27 protein-coding genes are annotated in these 13309 nt (G+C 40.7%); all 27 read left to right on the top strand.

Going from position 1 to position 13309, the window contains the following annotated elements; translation table 11 throughout:
- Positions 1-35: 35 nt before the first annotated feature.
- The 27 genes from rpsJ (at position 36) to rpsK (ending at position 13266) form a co-directional block, all read left to right on the top strand.
- On the top strand, positions 36-344 hold the full coding sequence (rpsJ, locus tag QM923_RS07960; RefSeq protein ID WP_001284511.1) for a 30S ribosomal protein S10: 309 nt from the start codon (positions 36-38) through the stop codon (positions 342-344).
- Between the two features lie 82 nt (positions 345-426).
- Positions 427-1053 carry a 50S ribosomal protein L3 gene (rplC, locus tag QM923_RS07955; RefSeq protein ID WP_414291467.1) on the top strand — a complete coding sequence of 209 codons (627 nt, stop codon included), beginning with the start codon at positions 427-429 and terminating at the stop codon, positions 1051-1053.
- Positions 1054-1077: 24 nt separating this feature from the next.
- The gene (gene rplD / locus QM923_RS07950; protein WP_000024549.1) at positions 1078-1701 is read left to right on the top strand and encodes a 50S ribosomal protein L4; all 624 of its coding nucleotides are present in this window, start codon (positions 1078-1080) and stop codon (positions 1699-1701) included.
- On the top strand, positions 1701-1997 hold the full coding sequence (locus QM923_RS07945; RefSeq protein ID WP_001055347.1) for a 50S ribosomal protein L23: 297 nt from the start codon (positions 1701-1703) through the stop codon (positions 1995-1997). The genes rplD and QM923_RS07945 overlap by 1 nt, the downstream gene beginning before the upstream one ends.
- Positions 1998-2014: 17 nt before the next feature.
- Complete coding sequence (rplB, locus tag QM923_RS07940) at positions 2015-2848, top strand: 50S ribosomal protein L2 (RefSeq protein WP_000512910.1); 834 nt, start codon at positions 2015-2017, stop codon at positions 2846-2848.
- A gap of 102 nt (positions 2849-2950) precedes the next feature.
- Complete coding sequence (gene rpsS, locus QM923_RS07935; protein ID WP_000533766.1) at positions 2951-3232, top strand: 30S ribosomal protein S19; 282 nt, start codon at positions 2951-2953, stop codon at positions 3230-3232.
- An 11-nt stretch (positions 3233-3243) separates the two neighbouring features.
- Positions 3244-3588 carry a 50S ribosomal protein L22 gene (gene rplV, locus QM923_RS07930; RefSeq protein WP_000818137.1) on the top strand — a complete coding sequence of 115 codons (345 nt, stop codon included), beginning with the start codon at positions 3244-3246 and terminating at the stop codon, positions 3586-3588.
- Between the two features lie 12 nt (positions 3589-3600).
- Positions 3601-4254 carry a 30S ribosomal protein S3 gene (gene rpsC, locus QM923_RS07925; RefSeq protein ID WP_000529936.1) on the top strand — a complete coding sequence of 218 codons (654 nt, stop codon included), beginning with the start codon at positions 3601-3603 and terminating at the stop codon, positions 4252-4254.
- 3 nt (positions 4255-4257) lie between these two features.
- Entirely contained in the window at positions 4258-4671 is a 414-nt protein-coding gene (gene rplP / locus QM923_RS07920; protein WP_002928793.1) for a 50S ribosomal protein L16, read from the top strand.
- A gap of 9 nt (positions 4672-4680) precedes the next feature.
- Complete coding sequence (gene rpmC, locus QM923_RS07915) at positions 4681-4887, top strand: 50S ribosomal protein L29 (protein WP_000772918.1); 207 nt, start codon at positions 4681-4683, stop codon at positions 4885-4887.
- Between the two features lie 24 nt (positions 4888-4911).
- Positions 4912-5172, top strand: a complete 261-nt coding sequence (gene rpsQ, locus QM923_RS07910) for a 30S ribosomal protein S17 (RefSeq protein WP_000440801.1) — start codon at positions 4912-4914, stop codon at positions 5170-5172.
- Positions 5173-5197: 25 nt separating this feature from the next.
- Positions 5198-5566: a 50S ribosomal protein L14 gene (rplN, locus tag QM923_RS07905; protein WP_002928796.1), complete on the top strand. Its 369-nt coding sequence runs from the start codon at positions 5198-5200 to the stop codon at positions 5564-5566.
- Positions 5567-5743: 177 nt separating this feature from the next.
- The gene (rplX, locus tag QM923_RS07900) at positions 5744-6049 is read left to right on the top strand and encodes a 50S ribosomal protein L24 (RefSeq protein ID WP_000497691.1); all 306 of its coding nucleotides are present in this window, start codon (positions 5744-5746) and stop codon (positions 6047-6049) included.
- Positions 6050-6072: 23 nt separating this feature from the next.
- A complete protein-coding gene (gene rplE / locus QM923_RS07895) occupies positions 6073-6615 on the top strand; it encodes a 50S ribosomal protein L5 (protein WP_000013542.1) in 543 nt (180 codons plus the stop codon).
- Positions 6616-6632: 17 nt separating this feature from the next.
- The gene (locus tag QM923_RS07890) at positions 6633-6818 is read left to right on the top strand and encodes a type Z 30S ribosomal protein S14 (RefSeq protein WP_001085699.1); all 186 of its coding nucleotides are present in this window, start codon (positions 6633-6635) and stop codon (positions 6816-6818) included.
- 213 nt (positions 6819-7031) lie between these two features.
- Positions 7032-7430, top strand: a complete 399-nt coding sequence (gene rpsH, locus QM923_RS07885) for a 30S ribosomal protein S8 (protein ID WP_004251095.1) — start codon at positions 7032-7034, stop codon at positions 7428-7430.
- A 187-nt stretch (positions 7431-7617) separates the two neighbouring features.
- Positions 7618-8154, top strand: a complete 537-nt coding sequence (gene rplF, locus QM923_RS07880; protein WP_016466460.1) for a 50S ribosomal protein L6 — start codon at positions 7618-7620, stop codon at positions 8152-8154.
- A gap of 83 nt (positions 8155-8237) precedes the next feature.
- Entirely contained in the window at positions 8238-8594 is a 357-nt protein-coding gene (rplR, locus tag QM923_RS07875) for a 50S ribosomal protein L18 (RefSeq protein WP_004251098.1), read from the top strand.
- A gap of 17 nt (positions 8595-8611) precedes the next feature.
- Positions 8612-9106, top strand: coding sequence for a 30S ribosomal protein S5 (gene rpsE, locus QM923_RS07870; RefSeq protein WP_004251100.1), 495 nt, complete (start codon positions 8612-8614; stop codon positions 9104-9106).
- Positions 9107-9119: 13 nt separating this feature from the next.
- Positions 9120-9302, top strand: a complete 183-nt coding sequence (gene rpmD / locus QM923_RS07865; protein WP_000057241.1) for a 50S ribosomal protein L30 — start codon at positions 9120-9122, stop codon at positions 9300-9302.
- A gap of 145 nt (positions 9303-9447) precedes the next feature.
- Positions 9448-9888 carry a 50S ribosomal protein L15 gene (gene rplO / locus QM923_RS07860; RefSeq protein WP_006154715.1) on the top strand — a complete coding sequence of 147 codons (441 nt, stop codon included), beginning with the start codon at positions 9448-9450 and terminating at the stop codon, positions 9886-9888.
- 12 nt (positions 9889-9900) lie between these two features.
- Positions 9901-11211, top strand: coding sequence for a preprotein translocase subunit SecY (gene secY, locus QM923_RS07855; protein ID WP_414291466.1), 1311 nt, complete (start codon positions 9901-9903; stop codon positions 11209-11211).
- Positions 11212-11366: 155 nt separating this feature from the next.
- Positions 11367-12005: an adenylate kinase gene (locus QM923_RS07850; protein WP_004251114.1), complete on the top strand. Its 639-nt coding sequence runs from the start codon at positions 11367-11369 to the stop codon at positions 12003-12005.
- Between the two features lie 117 nt (positions 12006-12122).
- Complete coding sequence (gene infA / locus QM923_RS07845) at positions 12123-12341, top strand: translation initiation factor IF-1 (RefSeq protein WP_001029883.1); 219 nt, start codon at positions 12123-12125, stop codon at positions 12339-12341.
- A gap of 24 nt (positions 12342-12365) precedes the next feature.
- Positions 12366-12482, top strand: coding sequence for a 50S ribosomal protein L36 (gene rpmJ / locus QM923_RS07840; protein ID WP_001808836.1), 117 nt, complete (start codon positions 12366-12368; stop codon positions 12480-12482).
- A 17-nt stretch (positions 12483-12499) separates the two neighbouring features.
- The gene (gene rpsM / locus QM923_RS07835; protein ID WP_004251117.1) at positions 12500-12865 is read left to right on the top strand and encodes a 30S ribosomal protein S13; all 366 of its coding nucleotides are present in this window, start codon (positions 12500-12502) and stop codon (positions 12863-12865) included.
- Between the two features lie 17 nt (positions 12866-12882).
- Complete coding sequence (gene rpsK / locus QM923_RS07830; RefSeq protein WP_001118385.1) at positions 12883-13266, top strand: 30S ribosomal protein S11; 384 nt, start codon at positions 12883-12885, stop codon at positions 13264-13266.
- The last annotated feature ends 43 nt before the right edge of the window (positions 13267-13309 follow it).

The following is a 13309-nucleotide window of genomic DNA, read 5'->3' as shown; positions in this document are numbered from 1 at the left end:
GCCTATTATCTTAAATAGACGAAAAGGAGAAAAAGATGGCAAACAAAAAAATCCGTATCCGTTTGAAAGCTTACGAACACCGTACGCTTGACACAGCGGCTGCTAAAATCGTAGAATCAGCTACTCGTACAGGTGCAGAAGTTGCAGGTCCAATCCCACTTCCAACTGAGCGTAGCCTCTACACAATCATTCGTGCGACTCACAAATATAAAGATTCTCGCGAACAATTCGAAATGCGTACACACAAACGTTTAATCGATATCATCAACCCAACTCAAAAAACAGTTGACGCTTTGATGAAATTGGATCTTCCAAGTGGTGTAAACGTAGAAATCAAACTTTAATCTAAAGTTTGAAACCTTGAGCATAAAAAACGCTCGTTAAAAACTTTTTGAATAAAAAATATAGAAAAGGAACTATTTTCTCATGACAAAAGGAATCTTAGGGAAAAAAGTGGGAATGACTCAAATCTTCACTGAAGCTGGCGAATTGATCCCTGTAACAGTTATCGAAGCAACTCCAAACGTTGTTCTTCAAGTTAAAACTGTTGAAGCAGATGGTTACAACGCTATCCAAGTTGGTTTCGATGACAAACGCGAAGTATTGAGCAACAAACCTGCTAAAGGACATGTAGCAAAAGCTAACACGGCTCCTAAGCGCTTCATTCGTGAATTCAAAAACGTTGAAGGCTTGGAAGTTGGTGCTGAAATCACAGTTGAAACTTTCGCAGCTGGAGACATTGTTGATGTAACTGGTACATCTAAAGGTAAAGGTTTCCAAGGTGTTATCAAACGCCACGGACAATCACGTGGACCTATGGCTCACGGTTCTCGTTACCACCGTCGTCCAGGTTCTATGGGACCTGTTGCACCTAACCGCGTATTCAAAGGTAAAAACCTTGCAGGACGTATGGGTGGCGACCGCGTAACAATTCAAAACCTTGAAGTTGTACAAGTTGTTCCAGAAAAGAACGTTATCCTTATCAAAGGTAACGTACCAGGTGCTAAGAAATCTCTTATCACTATCAAGTCAGCAGTTAAAGCTGGTAAATAATAAGGAAAGGGGAATACAGTCAAAATGGCAAATGTAACATTATTCGACCAAACTGGTAAACAAGCGGGCGAAGTTGTTCTTAACGATGCAATCTTTGGTATCGAACCAAACCAATCTGTTGTGTTTGATGTGATCATCAGCCAACGTGCTAGCCTTCGTCAAGGAACTCACGCAGTTAAAAACCGCTCAGCTGTTTCAGGTGGCGGACGCAAACCATGGCGTCAAAAAGGAACTGGACGTGCTCGTCAAGGTTCTATCCGCTCTCCACAATGGCGTGGTGGTGGAATCGTCTTCGGACCAACTCCACGTAGCTATGCGTACAAACTTCCTCAAAAAGTTCGTCGCCTTGCGCTTAAATCTGTTTACTCAGAGAAAGTTGCTGAAAACAAATTTGTAGCCGTTGATTCTCTTGAATTTACAGCTCCAAAAACTGCTGAATTTGCAAAAGTTCTTGCAGCTTTGAGCATCGATTCTAAAGTCCTTGTTATTCTTGAAGAAGGAAACGAATTCGCAGCTCTCTCAGCTCGTAACCTTCCAAACGTGAAAGTTGCGACTGCTACAACTGCAAGTGTTCTTGACATCGCAAATAGTGACAAACTTCTTGTTACTCAAGCAGCTATCTCTAAAATCGAGGAGGTTCTTGCATAATGAATTTGTATGATGTTATCAAAAAACCTGTTATCACTGAAAGCTCAATGGCTCAACTTGAAGCAGGCAAATATGTATTTGAAGTTGACACTCGTGCACACAAACTTTTGATCAAGCAAGCTGTTGAAGCTGCTTTCGAAGGTGTTAAAGTTGCAAATGTTAACACAATCAACGTAAAACCTAAAGCTAAACGTGTTGGACGTTACACTGGTTTTACTAACAAAACTAAAAAAGCTATCATCACTCTTACAGCTGATTCAAAAGCAATCGAGTTGTTTGCAGCTGAAGCTGAATAATCTAAGGAGGAAATATCGTGGGAATTCGTGTTTATAAACCAACAACAAACGGTCGCCGTAATATGACTTCTTTGGATTTCGCTGAAATCACAACAAGCACTCCTGAAAAATCATTGCTTGTTGCATTGAAGAGCAAGGCTGGTCGTAACAACAACGGTCGTATCACAGTTCGTCACCAAGGTGGTGGACACAAACGTTTCTACCGTTTGGTTGACTTTAAACGTAACAAAGACAACGTTGAAGCAGTTGTTAAAACTATCGAGTACGATCCAAACCGTTCTGCAAACATCGCTCTTGTACACTACACTGACGGTGTGAAAGCATACATCATCGCTCCAAAAGGTCTTGAAGTAGGTCAACGTATCGTTTCAGGTCCAGAAGCAGATATCAAAGTCGGAAACGCTCTTCCACTTGCTAACATTCCAGTTGGTACTTTGATCCACAACATCGAATTGAAACCAGGTCGTGGTGGAGAATTGGTACGTGCTGCTGGAGCTTCTGCTCAAGTATTGGGTCAAGAAGGTAAATACGTTCTTGTTCGTCTTCAATCAGGAGAAGTTCGTATGATTCTTGGAACTTGTCGTGCAACAGTTGGTGTTGTCGGAAACGAACAACATGGACTTGTAAACCTTGGTAAAGCAGGACGTAGCCGTTGGAAAGGTATCCGCCCAACAGTTCGTGGTTCTGTAATGAACCCTAACGATCACCCACACGGTGGTGGTGAAGGTAAAGCACCAGTTGGTCGTAAAGCACCATCAACTCCATGGGGCAAACCTGCTCTTGGTCTTAAAACTCGTAACAAGAAAGCGAAATCTGACAAACTTATCGTTCGTCGTCGCAACGAGAAATAATTTAAAACTAGTCGCTTAAGCGCTAGATAATCCGCCAGCTCGGTAGCGCTCGTTGAGAGCGCAAGCCGCTGTGGTACAACATTTAAAGGAGAAAATATAAAAATGGGACGCAGTCTTAAAAAAGGACCTTTCGTCGATGAGCATTTGATGAAAAAAGTTGAAGCTCAAGCTAACGACGAAAAGAAAAAAGTTATCAAAACTTGGTCACGTCGTTCAACGATCTTCCCAAGTTTCATTGGTTACACTATCGCAGTTTATGATGGACGTAAACACGTACCTGTTTACATCCAAGAAGACATGGTAGGTCACAAGCTTGGTGAATTTGCACCAACTCGTACTTACAAAGGTCACGCCGCAGACGACAAGAAGACACGTAGAAAATAAGGAGAACATAAATGGCAGAAATTACTTCAGCTAAAGCAATGGCTCGCACAGTACGTGTTTCACCTCGTAAATCACGTCTTGTTCTTGACAACATCCGTGGTAAAAGCGTAGCCGATGCAATCGCAATTTTGACATTCACTCCAAACAAAGCTGCTGAAATCATCTTGAAAGTTTTGAACTCAGCTGTAGCTAACGCTGAAAACAACTTTGGTTTGGATAAAGCTAACTTGGTAGTATCTGAAGCATTCGCAAACGAAGGACCAACTATGAAACGTTTCCGTCCACGTGCGAAAGGTTCAGCTTCACCAATCAACAAACGTACAGCTCACATCACTGTAGCTGTTGCAGAAAAATAAGGAGGTAAAATCGTGGGTCAAAAAGTACATCCAATTGGTATGCGTGTCGGCATCATCCGTGATTGGGATGCCAAATGGTATGCTGAAAAAGAATACGCGGATTACCTTCATGAAGATCTTGCAATCCGTAAATTCGTTCAAAAAGAACTAGCTGACGCAGCCGTTTCAACTATTGAAATCGAACGCGCAGTAAACAAAGTTAACGTTTCACTTCACACTGCTAAACCAGGTATGGTTATCGGTAAAGGTGGTGCTAACGTTGATGCACTCCGTGCAAAACTTAACAAATTGACTGGTAAACAAGTACACATCAACATCATCGAAATCAAACAACCTGATTTGGATGCTCACCTTGTTGGTGAAGGAATTGCTCGTCAATTGGAGCAACGTGTTGCTTTCCGTCGTGCACAAAAACAAGCAATCCAACGTGCTATGCGTGCTGGAGCTAAAGGAATTAAAACTCAAGTATCAGGTCGTTTGAACGGTGCAGATATTGCCCGTGCTGAAGGATACTCTGAAGGAACAGTTCCGCTTCACACACTTCGCGCAGATATCGATTACGCTTGGGAAGAAGCAGATACTACATACGGTAAACTTGGTGTTAAAGTATGGATCTACCGTGGTGAAGTTCTTCCAGCTCGTAAAAACACTAAAGGAGGTAAATAACCAATGTTAGTACCTAAACGTGTTAAACACCGTCGTGAATTCCGTGGTAAAATGCGCGGTGAAGCTAAAGGTGGGAAAGAAGTAGCATTCGGTGAATACGGTCTTCAAGCTACAACTAGCCACTGGATCACTAACCGCCAAATCGAAGCTGCTCGTATCGCCATGACTCGTTACATGAAACGTGGTGGTAAAGTTTGGATTAAAATCTTCCCACACAAATCTTACACAGCTAAAGCTATCGGGGTTCGTATGGGATCTGGTAAAGGGGCGCCTGAAGGTTGGGTAGCACCAGTTAAACGTGGTAAAGTAATGTTTGAAGTTGCTGGTGTATCTGAAGAAGTTGCTCGCGAAGCGCTTCGTCTTGCAAGCCACAAATTGCCAGTTAAATGTAAATTCGTAAAACGTGAAGCAGAATAAGGAGAAGGCATGAAACTTAATGAAGTAAAAGAATTTGTTAAAGAACTTCGTGGTCTTTCTCAAGAAGAACTCGCGAAGCGCGAAAACGAATTGAAAAAAGAATTGTTCGAACTTCGTTTCCAAGCTGCTACTGGTCAATTAGAACAAACAGCTCGCTTGAAAGAAGTTAAAAAACAAATCGCTCGTATCAAAACAGTTCAATCTGAAGCGAAATAATAGACTAGGGAAGGAGAAATTTCAATGGAACGCAATAATCGTAAAGTTCTTGTTGGACGTGTTGTATCTGACAAAATGGACAAGACAATCACAGTTGTAGTTGAAACAAAACGTAACCACCCAGTCTATGGTAAACGTATTAACTACTCTAAAAAATACAAAGCACATGATGAAAACAATGTTGCCAAAGAAGGCGATATCGTACGTATCATGGAAACTCGCCCGCTTTCAGCTACAAAACGTTTCCGTCTTGTAGAAGTTGTTGAAGAAGCGGTCATCATCTAATCAAACCTGAAAGGAGAAAACTGAAATGATTCAAACAGAAACTCGTTTGAAAGTCGCAGACAACAGCGGTGCTCGCGAAATCTTGACTATCAAAGTTCTTGGTGGTTCAGGACGTAAATTTGCAAACATCGGTGATGTTATTGTGGCATCTGTAAAACAAGCTACTCCTGGTGGTGCGGTTAAAAAAGGTGACGTTGTTAAAGCAGTTATCGTTCGTACTAAATCAGGTGCTCGTCGTGCTGATGGTTCATACATCAAATTTGACGAAAACGCAGCAGTTATCATCCGTGACGACAAAACTCCTCGCGGAACACGTATCTTTGGCCCAGTTGCACGTGAATTGCGTGAAGGTGGCTTCATGAAGATCGTGTCACTTGCTCCAGAAGTACTTTAATTGATTGCTCAAATAAAATTAAAACAAGTCTAGGAAGTAAGACGAAAGCATAACTTAAGTTAGGTGAGTTGAAACTGACGAAGGATTGCTTTAATTTTTACAGAGCAAAAACAAACAAACACAGTCCCCTGGCTTAGCCAGGGTGCCCATTGGGCGTAAGAATAAAAGGAGAAAAAAATGTTTGTAAAAAAAGGCGACAAAGTTCGCGTAATCGCTGGTAAAGATAAGGGAACAGAAGCTGTTGTCCTTACTGCCCTTCCAAAAGTAAACAAAGTTATCGTTGAAGGTGTTAACATCGTTAAGAAACACCAACGTCCAACTAACGAGCTTCCTCAAGGTGGTATCATCGAAAAAGAAGCAGCTATCCACGTATCAAACGTTCAAGTTTTAGACAAAAATGGTGTAGCTGGTCGTGTTGGTTACAAATTTGTAGACGGTAAAAAAGTTCGCTACAACAAAAAATCAGGCGAAGTGCTTGATTAATCACGAAGGAAAGGAGAAGTATAATGGCAAATCGTTTAAAAGAAAAATATCTTAATGAAGTAGTTCCTGCATTGACAGAACAATTTAACTACTCATCAGTGATGGCTGTTCCTAAAGTGGATAAGATCGTTTTGAACATGGGTGTTGGTGAAGCTGTATCAAACGCTAAAAGCCTTGAAAAAGCTGCTGAAGAATTGGCGCTTATCTCAGGTCAAAAACCACTTATCACTAAAGCTAAAAAATCAATCGCCGGCTTCCGTCTTCGTGAAGGTGTTGCGATCGGTGCAAAAGTTACCCTTCGTGGTGAACGTATGTACGAATTCTTGGATAAATTGGTTTCAGTATCACTTCCACGTGTACGTGACTTCCACGGTGTTCCAACAAAATCATTTGACGGACGCGGAAACTACACACTTGGTGTGAAAGAGCAATTGATTTTCCCAGAAATCAACTTTGATGACGTTGACAAAACTCGCGGTCTTGACATCGTTATCGTAACTACTGCTAACACTGACGAAGAGTCACGTGCATTGCTTACAGGCCTTGGAATGCCTTTTGCAAAATAATATAGGAGGTATAACTAATGGCTAAAAAATCTATGATTGCTAAGAACAAACGCCCAGCGAAGTTCTCTACTCAAGCATACACTCGCTGTGAACGTTGTGGACGTCCACACTCAGTTTACCGCAAGTTTAAACTTTGCCGTGTTTGCTTCCGTGAATTGGCATATAAAGGTCAAATCCCTGGTGTAACAAAAGCATCTTGGTAATATCATGATACAAAGAGCGTAACAACCCCAGTAAAAATAGGAGATTTGGTGCAGGAGCGATGCTCCAAGACAAATCTATCTTTTTTGCCCAGGTTGTAGCTCGTGTTCAAATGAGTATGCTCTCATTTGCAAGTATCAAAACTTTCTGAGCCTAGCTCAAACATTAACTAGCAAGTGCAACTTGCAAACTACTAGTAAGAGGAGAAAAATAAAATGGTTATGACTGACCCAATCGCAGACTTCCTAACTCGTATTCGTAACGCTAACCAAGCAAAACACGAAGTACTTGAAGTACCTGCATCAAACATCAAAAAAGGGATTGCTGAAATCCTTAAACGCGAAGGTTTTGTTAAGAACGTAGAAATCATCGAAGATGACAAACAAGGCATCATCCGTGTATTCCTTAAATACGGAGCAAACGGTGAACGAGTTATCACTAACTTGAAACGTGTTTCTAAACCAGGACTTCGTGTCTACAAAAAACGTGAAGATCTTCCAAAAGTACTTAACGGTCTTGGAATTGCTATCCTTTCAACTTCTGAAGGTTTGCTTACTGATAAAGAAGCTCGCCAAAAGAACGTCGGTGGGGAAGTTATAGCTTACGTTTGGTAATATTTAGCTCCCAATTTCTTTGTGACTCTTCGTTATCGTCTCTTGCCTAACCCAAAGTTATGCCTGCGAGACAATGCCTCGATTCACTTTGAAATCAAAACCTAAATATTCCTTTAAATCGAGAAATCGATTTAACCCCGTGAAAACTGGCCTTTATGGCCTGACAATTTAACAGGAGAATAAAAACATGTCACGTATTGGTAATAAAGTTATCGTGTTGCCTGCTGGTGTTGAACTCACTAACAATGACAACGTTGTAACTGTAAAAGGACCTAAAGGAGAACTTACTCGTGAGTTCTCAAAAGATATTGAAATCCGTGTGGAAGGTACTGAAGTAACTCTTCACCGTCCAAACGATTCAAAAGAAATGAAAACTATCCACGGAACTACTCGTGCACTTTTGAACAACATGGTTATTGGTGTTTCAGAAGGATTCAAGAAAGAACTTGAAATGCGTGGGGTTGGTTACCGTGCTCAACTTCAAGGAAACAAACTTGTTTTGGCTGTTGGTAAATCACATCCAGACGAAGTTGAAGCTCCAGAAGGAATTACTTTTGAACTTCCAAACCCAACGACTATCGTTATCAGCGGAATTTCAAAAGAAAAAGTTGGTCAAACAGCTGCTTACGTACGTAGCCTTCGTTCACCAGAGCCATACAAAGGTAAAGGTATCCGTTACGTTGGCGAATATGTTCGTCTTAAAGAAGGTAAAACTGGTAAATAATGTTGAGTGGTTGATTTTCAACCACCAACCTCATTACCAACTTTGTGCATAGCACACGATTTAAAATTAAAGAGGTGAAAACTGTGATTTCTAAACCAGATAAAAACAAACTCCGCCAAAAACGCCACCGTCGCGTTCGCGGAAAACTCTCTGGAACTGCTGATCGCCCACGTTTGAACGTATTCCGTTCTAATACAGGCATCTACGCTCAAGTGATTGATGACGTAGCGGGTGTAACGCTCGCAAGTGCCTCAACTCTTGACAAAGAAGTTTCAAAAGGAACTAAAACTGAACAAGCCGTTGCTGTCGGTAAACTCGTTGCAGAACGTGCAAGTGCTAAAGGTATTTCAGAAGTGGTGTTCGACCGCGGTGGATATCTATATCACGGACGTGTGAAAGCTTTGGCTGATGCAGCTCGTGAAAACGGATTGAAATTCTAATAGGAGGACACTAGAAAATGGCATTTAAAGACAATGCAGTAGAACTTGAAGAACGCGTAGTTGCTGTTAACCGTGTTACAAAAGTTGTTAAAGGTGGACGTCGTCTTCGTTTCGCAGCTCTTGTAGTTGTTGGTGACCGCAATGGTCGTGTAGGATTTGGTACTGGTAAAGCTCAAGAAGTTCCAGAAGCAATCCGCAAAGCAGTAGAAGATGCTAAGAAAAACTTGATCGAAGTTCCTATGGTTGGAACAACAATCCCACATGAAGTTCTTTCAGAATTCGGTGGAGCTAAAGTATTGTTGAAACCAGCTGTAGAAGGTTCTGGAGTTGCCGCAGGTGGTGCAGTTCGTGCCGTTGTGGAATTGGCAGGTGTGGCAGATATTACATCTAAATCACTTGGTTCTAACACTCCAATCAACATTGTTCGTGCAACTGTTGAAGGTTTGAAACAATTGAAACGCGCTGAAGAAGTTGCTGCCCTTCGTGGTATTTCAGTTTCTGATTTGGCATAAGAAAGGGGATAAAATGGCTCAAATTAAAATTACTTTGACTAAGTCTCCAATCGGACGCATTCCATCACAACGTAAAACTGTTGTAGCACTTGGACTTGGCAAATTGAACAGCTCTGTTATTAAAGAAGATAACGCTGCTATCCGTGGTATGATCACTGCAGTATCTCACTTGGTAACAGTTGAAGAAGTAAACTAATAAAATTTTAGGGGATGTGCATCTACTCATCCCCTAAAACTAGATATAGTCATTTTAGATGACAAACGTATAGGCGAGTTGATAAGAGAGACAACCTTTTCTTTCTTATCGGCGCTAGCATTTTACACAAAGAGGAGAAATATAAATGAAACTTCATGAATTGAAACCTGCAGAAGGTTCTCGTAAAACTCGTAACCGTGTTGGTCGTGGTACTTCATCAGGTAATGGTAAAACATCTGGTCGTGGTCAAAAAGGTCAAAAAGCGCGTAGCGGTGGCGGTGTACGTCTTGGTTTTGAAGGTGGACAAACTCCATTGTTCCGTCGTCTTCCAAAACGTGGATTTACAAACATCAACGCTAAAGAATATGCTATTGTAAACCTTGATCAATTAAACGCCTTTGATGACGGTGCTGAAGTAACTCCAGTGGTACTTGTAGAATCAGGAATTGTTAAAGCTGAAAAATCAGGTATTAAAATTCTTGGTAACGGTGAGTTGACTAAGAAATTAACTGTGAAAGCAGCTAAATTCTCAAAATCTGCTGAGGAAGCTATCACTGCTAAAGGTGGTTCTGTAGAAGTCATCTAAGAGGGGTGACCTATGTTTTTTAAATTATTAAAAGAAGCTCTCAAGGTTAAACAAGTTCGATCGAAAATTTTATTTACAATTTTCATCGTATTTGTTTTTCGTATTGGTACTAGTATCACTGTACCATGGGTAAATGCAAATAGTTTGAACGCTTTGAGTGGGCTATCTTTCTTGAATATGTTGAGCTTGGTGTCAGGTAATGCCATGAAAAACTTTTCGGTTTTTGCACTTGGAGTTAGTCCGTACATCACAGCTTCAATCGTTGTCCAGCTCTTACAAATGGACTTATTGCCAAAATTTGTAGAGTGGGGTAAACAAGGGGAAGTTGGCCGTAGAAAGTTAAATCAAGCAACTCGATATATTGCATTAGTGCTTGCGTTTGTGCAATCAGTCGGTATAACTGCAGGTTTTAACGCTCTGTCTGGAGCTAAGCTTTTGACTGTTCCACTTACACCACAGGTCTTTCTTGTGATTGGGGCAATCCTCACAGCAGGTAGCATGATTGTAACCTGGTTAGGAGAGCAAATTACAGATAAAGGGTATGGGAATGGTGTTTCCATGATTATCTTTGCAGGGATTGTTGCTTCAATTCCTGACATGATTAAGGGCATTTATGTGGATTACTTTGTCAATGTACCAAGTGATCGTATGACATCGTCTCTCATTTTTGTCGCTATTTTAATCATCGCTGTTTTGTTGATTGTTTACTTTACAACTTACGTTGAACAAGCTAAATATAAGATTCCAATTCAGTATACAAAGGTAGCTCAAGGTGCGCCATCAAGTTCCTATCTTCCTTTGAAAATTAACCCTGCTGGGGTTATTCCTGTTATCTTTGCTAGCTCCATTACAGCAGCACCAGCTGCAATCTTACAATTTGTAAGTGCGTCTGGTCTTGATTGGGAGTGGGTTAAAACAGCTCAAGAGTTGGTGTCTACTTCAACTCCGACAGGTGTTGCTTTGTATGCTCTGTTGATCATTCTCTTTACATTCTTCTATACATTTGTACAGATCAATCCAGAGAAAGCAGCAGAAAATTTACAAAAGAGTGGAGCTTATATCCATGGTGTCCGTCCTGGTAAAGGGACAGAAGAATATATGTCAAAACTTCTTCGTCGTCTCGCAACAGTCGGATCTATCTTCCTAGGTGTGATTTCTATCCTACCTATTGTAGCTAAAGATTTATTTGGTCTTTCAGAAGTTGTCGCTTTTGGGGGAACAAGCTTGTTAATCATTATCTCTACAGGTATCGAAGGAATTAAACAATTGGAAGGTTATCTATTGAAACGTAAGTATGTTGGTTTCTTAGATACAACAGAATAATTGTAATAGAAAATAAAATTCACTATTGCTCAGAGAGTGGAGTGTAAAAATCAAAGACATTGTCAGATTTTTATCTCCTCTCTTCTATTTTGTTTTTAAATAGGAGTTGAAATGAATTTTTGCTTCTATTTAAATACAAAAAAGGAGTTTGAATCATGAATCTTTTGATTATGGGTTTACCTGGTGCAGGTAAAGGGACACAAGCAGCGAAAATTGTTGAACAGTTTCACGTTGCCCACATCTCAACAGGAGACATGTTCCGTGCAGCAATGGCTAACCAAACTGAAATGGGTGTACTAGCTAAGTCTTATATCGATAAAGGCGAATTGGTTCCAGATGAAGTTACAAATGGAATTGTTAAAGAACGTCTTTCTCAAGATGATATTAAAGAAACTGGTTTCTTGTTGGATGGCTACCCACGTACAATTGAGCAAGCTCATGCCTTAGATAAAACATTGGCTGAACTTGGAATTAAACTTGAAGGTGTTATCAACATCGAAGTAGATCCATCTTGCCTACTTGAACGTTTGAGTGGTCGTATCATTCACCGTGAAACTGGCGAAACTTTCCATAAAGTATTCAACCCACCAGTTGATTACAAAGAGGAAGATTACTACCAACGTGAAGATGATAAACCTGAGACAGTAAAACGTCGTTTGGATGTCAATATTGCTCAAGGTGAACCAATCATTGCTCACTATCGTGCTAAAGGTCTAGTACATGATATCGAAGGCAACCAAGATATCAATGATGTCTTTAAAGATATCGAAAAGGTATTGACAAATTTGAAATAAAAGCGTTTTTCAGGCTTGCAAAATGTCTTGACAAATGTTATACTGAGTTAGTCTGACTTATAATTGTTGTCTCTGTGTCTAGAGGCATCAAATCGAAATTTAGGGAGGTACTTTTGCGTGGCAAAAGACGATGTGATTGAAGTTGAAGGCAAAGTAGTCGATACGATGCCGAATGCAATGTTTACGGTTGAACTTGAAAATGGACATCAGATTTTAGCAACAGTTTCTGGTAAAATTCGTAAAAACTATATTCGTATTTTAGCGGGAGATCGTGTTACTGTTGAAATGAGTCCATATGACTTGACACGTGGACGTATCACTTACCGCTTTAAATAATCGAAAAACTTGGAGGGATAAGAAATGAAAGTAAGACCATCGGTCAAACCAATTTGCGAATACTGTAAAGTAATTCGTCGTAATGGTCGTGTTATGGTAATTTGCCCAGCAAATCCAAAACACAAACAACGTCAAGGATAAGATAGAAAGGAGAAAACATGGCTCGTATTGCTGGAGTTGATATTCCAAATGACAAACGCGTAGTTATCTCATTGACTTATGTCTATGGTATCGGACTTGCAACATCTCAAAAGATTTTGGCAGCTGCTGGAGTTTCAGAAGATATTCGTGTTCGTGACCTTACATCAGATCAAGAAGATGCTATCCGTCGTGAAGTGGATGCAATTAAAGTTGAAGGTGACCTTCGTCGTGAAGTGAACTTGAACATCAAACGTTTGATGGAAATCGGTTCATACCGTGGTATCCGTCACCGTCGTGGACTTCCTGTCCGTGGACAAAACACTAAAAACAACGCTCGCACTCGTAAAGGTAAAGCTGTTGCGATTGCTGGTAAGAAAAAATAATATAGGAGGTAAAAGTCTTGGCTAAACCAACACGTAAACGTCGTGTGAAAAAGAATATCGAATCTGGTATTGCTCATATTCACGCTACATTTAATAACACTATTGTTATGATTACTGATGTGCATGGTAATGCAATCGCTTGGTCATCAGCTGGTGCTCTTGGTTTCAAAGGTTCTCGTAAATCTACACCATTTGCTGCTCAAATGGCTTCAGAAGCTGCTGCTAAATCTGCACAAGAACACGGTCTTAAATCAGTTGAAGTTACTGTAAAAGGTCCAGGTTCTGGTCGTGAGTCAGCTATTCGTGCTCTTGCTGCCGCTGGTCTTGAAGTAACAGCAATTCGTGATGTGACTCCAGTGCCACACAATGGTGCTCGTCCTCCAAAACGTCGCCGTGTATAATCATTACCTTTACACTGCTTTTCGTTTAAGAGGGAGTAACTAA

This window comes from Streptococcus infantis (assembly GCF_047463275.1).
In the GTDB taxonomy this organism is placed as follows: domain Bacteria; phylum Bacillota; class Bacilli; order Lactobacillales; family Streptococcaceae; genus Streptococcus; species Streptococcus infantis_AF.
Note: the sequence above shows the minus strand (reverse complement) of the source record. Positions and strands in the feature narration are given on the sequence as shown.

What these genes read in the sequence shown, in the direction of transcription:
- rpsJ (WP_001284511.1), top strand. Translation starts at nt 36, where the DNA reads ATGGCAAACAAAAAAATCCGTATCCGTTTGAAAGCTTACGAACACCGT.
- rplC (WP_414291467.1), top strand. Translation starts at nt 427, where the DNA reads ATGACAAAAGGAATCTTAGGGAAAAAAGTGGGAATGACTCAAATCTTC.
- rplD (WP_000024549.1), top strand. Translation starts at nt 1,078, where the DNA reads ATGGCAAATGTAACATTATTCGACCAAACTGGTAAACAAGCGGGCGAA.
- QM923_RS07945 (WP_001055347.1), top strand. Translation starts at nt 1,701, where the DNA reads ATGAATTTGTATGATGTTATCAAAAAACCTGTTATCACTGAAAGCTCA.
- rpsS (WP_000533766.1), top strand. Translation starts at nt 2,951, where the DNA reads ATGGGACGCAGTCTTAAAAAAGGACCTTTCGTCGATGAGCATTTGATG.
- rplV (WP_000818137.1), top strand. Translation starts at nt 3,244, where the DNA reads ATGGCAGAAATTACTTCAGCTAAAGCAATGGCTCGCACAGTACGTGTT.
- rplP (WP_002928793.1), top strand. Translation starts at nt 4,258, where the DNA reads ATGTTAGTACCTAAACGTGTTAAACACCGTCGTGAATTCCGTGGTAAA.
- rpmC (WP_000772918.1), top strand. Translation starts at nt 4,681, where the DNA reads ATGAAACTTAATGAAGTAAAAGAATTTGTTAAAGAACTTCGTGGTCTT.
- rpsQ (WP_000440801.1), top strand. Translation starts at nt 4,912, where the DNA reads ATGGAACGCAATAATCGTAAAGTTCTTGTTGGACGTGTTGTATCTGAC.
- rplN (WP_002928796.1), top strand. Translation starts at nt 5,198, where the DNA reads ATGATTCAAACAGAAACTCGTTTGAAAGTCGCAGACAACAGCGGTGCT.
- rplX (WP_000497691.1), top strand. Translation starts at nt 5,744, where the DNA reads ATGTTTGTAAAAAAAGGCGACAAAGTTCGCGTAATCGCTGGTAAAGAT.
- rplE (WP_000013542.1), top strand. Translation starts at nt 6,073, where the DNA reads ATGGCAAATCGTTTAAAAGAAAAATATCTTAATGAAGTAGTTCCTGCA.
- QM923_RS07890 (WP_001085699.1), top strand. Translation starts at nt 6,633, where the DNA reads ATGGCTAAAAAATCTATGATTGCTAAGAACAAACGCCCAGCGAAGTTC.
- rpsH (WP_004251095.1), top strand. Translation starts at nt 7,032, where the DNA reads ATGGTTATGACTGACCCAATCGCAGACTTCCTAACTCGTATTCGTAAC.
- rplF (WP_016466460.1), top strand. Translation starts at nt 7,618, where the DNA reads ATGTCACGTATTGGTAATAAAGTTATCGTGTTGCCTGCTGGTGTTGAA.
- rpsE (WP_004251100.1), top strand. Translation starts at nt 8,612, where the DNA reads ATGGCATTTAAAGACAATGCAGTAGAACTTGAAGAACGCGTAGTTGCT.
- rpmD (WP_000057241.1), top strand. Translation starts at nt 9,120, where the DNA reads ATGGCTCAAATTAAAATTACTTTGACTAAGTCTCCAATCGGACGCATT.
- rplO (WP_006154715.1), top strand. Translation starts at nt 9,448, where the DNA reads ATGAAACTTCATGAATTGAAACCTGCAGAAGGTTCTCGTAAAACTCGT.
- secY (WP_414291466.1), top strand. Translation starts at nt 9,901, where the DNA reads ATGTTTTTTAAATTATTAAAAGAAGCTCTCAAGGTTAAACAAGTTCGA.
- QM923_RS07850 (WP_004251114.1), top strand. Translation starts at nt 11,367, where the DNA reads ATGAATCTTTTGATTATGGGTTTACCTGGTGCAGGTAAAGGGACACAA.
- rpmJ (WP_001808836.1), top strand. Translation starts at nt 12,366, where the DNA reads ATGAAAGTAAGACCATCGGTCAAACCAATTTGCGAATACTGTAAAGTA.
- rpsM (WP_004251117.1), top strand. Translation starts at nt 12,500, where the DNA reads ATGGCTCGTATTGCTGGAGTTGATATTCCAAATGACAAACGCGTAGTT.